This window comes from Streptomyces graminilatus, assembly GCF_001418565.1.
GTDB classification, from domain to species: Bacteria; Actinomycetota; Actinomycetes; order Streptomycetales; family Streptomycetaceae; genus Streptomyces; species Streptomyces graminilatus.
The window spans coordinates 1-3,672 of the sequence record NZ_LIQQ01000700.1 but is presented as its reverse complement, the minus strand read 5'-3'; the positions used below and the strand labels follow the sequence as shown (position 1 = coordinate 3,672).

At 68.1% G+C, this 3,672-nt stretch carries 4 protein-coding genes and 1 pseudogene; 4 read left to right on the top strand and 1 reads right to left on the bottom strand.

Going from position 1 to position 3,672, the window contains the following annotated elements; translation table 11 throughout:
- Positions 1–220 precede the first annotated feature (220 nt).
- The 3 genes from AOK08_RS40170 to AOK08_RS40160 all read left to right on the top strand — a co-directional run bounded on the left by AOK08_RS40170 (position 221) and on the right by AOK08_RS40160 (position 1,766).
- The gene (locus AOK08_RS40170) at positions 221–577 is read left to right on the top strand and encodes a YnfA family protein (protein WP_055535285.1); all 357 of its coding nucleotides are present in this window, start codon (positions 221–223) and stop codon (positions 575–577) included.
- Positions 578–777: 200 nt separating this feature from the next.
- Positions 778–1,557 carry an SDR family NAD(P)-dependent oxidoreductase gene (locus AOK08_RS40165; RefSeq protein ID WP_055535284.1) on the top strand — a complete coding sequence of 260 codons (780 nt, stop codon included), beginning with the start codon at positions 778–780 and terminating at the stop codon, positions 1,555–1,557.
- Complete coding sequence (locus tag AOK08_RS40160; protein ID WP_055535283.1) at positions 1,557–1,766, top strand: hypothetical protein; 210 nt, start codon at positions 1,557–1,559, stop codon at positions 1,764–1,766. The genes AOK08_RS40165 and AOK08_RS40160 overlap by 1 nt, the downstream gene beginning before the upstream one ends.
- A 62-nt stretch (positions 1,767–1,828) precedes the next feature.
- Here the strand turns inward: AOK08_RS40160 and AOK08_RS40155 are convergent, their stop codons facing one another.
- Positions 1,829–3,022, bottom strand: coding sequence for an RtcB family protein (locus tag AOK08_RS40155; RefSeq protein ID WP_055535282.1), 1,194 nt, complete (start codon positions 3,020–3,022; stop codon positions 1,829–1,831).
- A gap of 205 nt (positions 3,023–3,227) precedes the next feature.
- Here AOK08_RS40155 and AOK08_RS40150 point away from each other — a divergent pair.
- Positions 3,228–3,672, top strand: a pseudogene (locus AOK08_RS40150) (DUF3558 domain-containing protein); the annotation flags it as partial.

Here is a 3,672-nt window from a genome sequence, read left to right as displayed (position 1 = left end):
GCCCCCCACCAGTCCGACCACACCGACCACGACCGCCCCCGCCACCAGCCCACGCACCCTAAACCGCATACCCACGACACCCACTCCTCGCCTGGAAGACAGACACACACCGTCGTCGAAGCGATGTATCCCACGCGACGCACTCGACAGGCGCCCTCCAACAGGTGACGGTGAACGGACGGGCACGAGGACAGATGAACGGACATGCGAGGCTGCGCCCATGCCGCTGCCCCTGTCACTGTCACCGGTCCTCCGCTCCGCGGGCCTGTTCATCCTCGCCGCACTGCTGGAGATCGGCGGCGCGTGGCTGGTCTGGCAGGGCGTACGGGAGCACCGCGGCTGGATGTGGATCGGCGCGGGCGCACTGGCCCTGGGCGCGTACGGTTTCGTCGCCACCCTCCAGCCCGACGCGGAGTTCGGCCGCATCCTGGCCGCGTACGGCGGAGTATTCGTCGCCGGTTCACTGGCCTGGGGCATGGTGGCGGACGGCTACCGCCCGGACCGGTGGGACGTGACGGGCGCGCTGATCTGCCTCGCGGGCATGGCGGTGATCATGTACGCGCCGCGGGGCGACTAAATCGCACGAACAGCACTGAACCGAACCGAACCGGCTCTCTCTGGCCGACTCGTCGGGCGGCAGCCCAGGTTGCCCCGGAAACGTGATCCGCCTAGGTCGCCGAGGAACACCCGCCCCAATTGCCCACCACCGGCGCCTGCCTATCCTGAACACCGCACCCGAGCACCCCAAGCACCCCGCACACCCCGAGGAGCAGCCCCATGGCCACCGCCGCCGCCCCGTCCGCCGCCTCCCGCATCGCCGTAGTGACCGGCGCGAGCAGCGGAATCGGCGCGGCGACGGCCCGCCGACTGGCCGCCGCCGGCTACCGGGTCGTCCTGACGGCCCGCCGCAAGGACCGTATCGAGGCGCTGGCCGAGGAGATCAACGCGACGGGCGGCCAGGCCACGGCGTACCCCCTGGATGTCACCGACCGCACGGCGGTCGACGAGTTCGCGACCGCCTTCAAGACGATCGGCGTCCTCGTCAACAACGCGGGCGGCGCACTCGGCGCCGACCCGGTGGCCACCGGCGACCCGGCCGACTGGCGCCAGATGTACGAGACGAACGTCATCGGCGCCCTCAACCTCACCCAGGCGCTCCTCCCCGCCCTGACGGCGAGCGGTGACGGCACTGTCGTGATCGTCTCCTCCACCGCCGGTCACGCCGCGTACGAGGGCGGCGGCGGCTATGTCGCCGCCAAGCACGGCGCCCACGTCCTCGCCGAGACCCTGCGCCTGGAGATCGTCGGCACCCCGGTCCGGGTGATCGAGATCGCGCCGGGCATGGTGAAGACGGACGAGTTCGCCCTGACCCGCTTCTCCGGCGACACGGAACGGGCGGCCAAGGTCTACCAGGGCGTGGCCGAGCCCCTCACGGCGGACGACGTGGCGGACACGATCACCTGGACGGTGACCCGCCCGAGCCACGTCAACATCGACCTCCTGGTGGTCCGCCCCCGCGCCCAGGCGTCGAACTCGAAGGTCCACAGGGAGGCGTAATGCCGGACGACGCGGAGAAAGCGGAGAAGGCGGCGGAACCGAAGGAACCGAACGCCGGAGACCGGGAGGCCCGGGAGCAGGAACAGCAACTCCTGGCCCTGGAGAAGAAACGCGAACGCTACGTCTGGTACTACCTCGCGTACTTCCTCTTCGGCATCCACCTGGTGGCATTCGTGATGATCTACGCGGTGAAGCACGCCCCCAAATGACCCATGACCCATGATCGATGACCATTGGCCCACGCCTCGAACAGGGGCGTGGGCCATTGCTGTCAGCCCTTCACACAGACGACCTGCTTCAGCTTCGCCACGACCTCCACCAGGTCCCGCTGTTGGTCGATGACCTGCTCGATCGGCTTGTACGCGGCGGGAATCTCGTCCACGACCCCGGAGTCCTTGCGGCACTCCACGCCCCGCGTCTGGTCCTCCAGGTCCTGTGTCGAGAAGCGCCGCTTCGCCGCGTTGCGGCTCATGCGCCGACCGGCGCCGTGGGACGCCGAGTTGAAGGCCTTCTCGTTCCCGAGGCCCTTCACGATGTACGAACCCGTGCCCATGGAGCCCGGGATGATGCCGTACTCGCCGGCCCGGGCACTGATCGCCCCCTTGCGCGTGACGAGCAGGTCCATGCCCTCGTAGCGCTCGCGACTCACGTAGTTGTGATGGCAGCTCACCTCGGGCTCGAAGGTCACCCCGGCCTTCTTGAACTCCTTGCGGATCACGTCCTTGAAGAGGGCCATCATGATCGACCGGTTGTACTTGGCGTACTCCTGAGCCCAGTAGAGGTCGTTCTGGTAGGCCCCCATCTGCGGGGTGTCCGCGACGAAAACCGCGAGGTCCCGGTCGATCAGCCCCTGATTGTGCGGAAGCTTCTGGGCCACGCCGATGTGATGCTCGGCCAGCTCCTTGCCGATGTTCCGGGAACCGGAGTGGAGCATGAGCCAGACGGCACCTTGATCACTTATGCAAACTTCTGCAAAATGATTTCCTGATCCAAGCGTGCCCATCTGCTTTTCGGCACGATCGTGACGGAATTTGACCGCATCCGCGACCCCGTCAAACCGCCCCCAGAAGCCGTCCCACCCAGCAGTGGCAAACCCGTGCAGCCGCCCCGGATCCACGGGACTGTCATGCATCCCCCGCCCCACCGGAATCGCCTCCTCCACCTTCGACCGCAGCCGGGACAGGTCCCCCGGAAGGTCGTTGGCCGTCAGCGACGTCCTGACCGCCGACATCCCGCAGCCGATGTCCACCCCCACCGCCGCCGGGCACACCGCACCCTGCATCGCGATGACCGAGCCGACCGTCGCGCCCTTCCCGAAGTGGACGTCCGGCATGACCGCGAGGCCCTTGATCCACGGCAGGGTCGACACGTTGCGCAACTGCTGCATCGCGACGTCCTCGACCGACGCCGGGTCGGCCCACATACGGATGGGCACCTTCGCGCCCGGTACTTCCACGTACGACATTTCTTCCCCATCCCCCGAAAATCCAACAAAAGTCTTTAATCGCAATACCGGCGCCAAGGTCAACGAAAGGGATGACGGACCGGCGTTCACGGTGGTGCGTGCGATACACATTGTCTGCCGGTGACGCCCCTGTGCGGCAAGTGATTAAGCAGCGGGGACACTGGACCGAGCACCGTCCACGAAGATCGTCGAGAGGAACCCGACCGTGCAGCGGAAGGCCTACGTACCCGGCGTCGCCGCCCTCCTCGCGGCGCTGCTGGCCGGCTGCACCGGCGGCTCGGGCAGCGGTGACACCGCCGAGGACGCCAAGCCCGGCGAGTCGGGCACCACGGCCGCCGCGGGCGAGCCCGGCCGGTACCGCACGCTCCCCGAACCCTGCGCCTCGGTCGGCCACGACACCCTGGACTCGCTGCTGCCCGGCATCGCCCGGATCCCGGACGAGGAGCAGCGCGCGGAGGCGTACGACGGCGAGTCGACCCTCACCTACAACACGGACCGCAAGGTGGGCTGCCGTTGGAAGGTGGAGTCGACGGACGCCGCCGACCGTCTCCTGGTCGATTTCGAACGGGTGGTGTCGTACCACAACTCCGTGAGCGACGACAGCGAGGCGACGGACCTCTTCGCGGCCAAGGTGATCGACGCCGACCTCC

What these genes read in the sequence shown, in the direction of transcription:
- AOK08_RS40170 (WP_055535285.1), top strand. Translation starts at nt 221, where the DNA reads ATGCCGCTGCCCCTGTCACTGTCACCGGTCCTCCGCTCCGCGGGCCTG.
- AOK08_RS40165 (WP_055535284.1), top strand. Translation starts at nt 778, where the DNA reads ATGGCCACCGCCGCCGCCCCGTCCGCCGCCTCCCGCATCGCCGTAGTG.
- AOK08_RS40160 (WP_055535283.1), top strand. Translation starts at nt 1,557, where the DNA reads ATGCCGGACGACGCGGAGAAAGCGGAGAAGGCGGCGGAACCGAAGGAA.
- AOK08_RS40155 (WP_055535282.1), bottom strand. Translation starts at nt 3,022, where the DNA reads ATGTCGTACGTGGAAGTACCGGGCGCGAAGGTGCCCATCCGTATGTGG.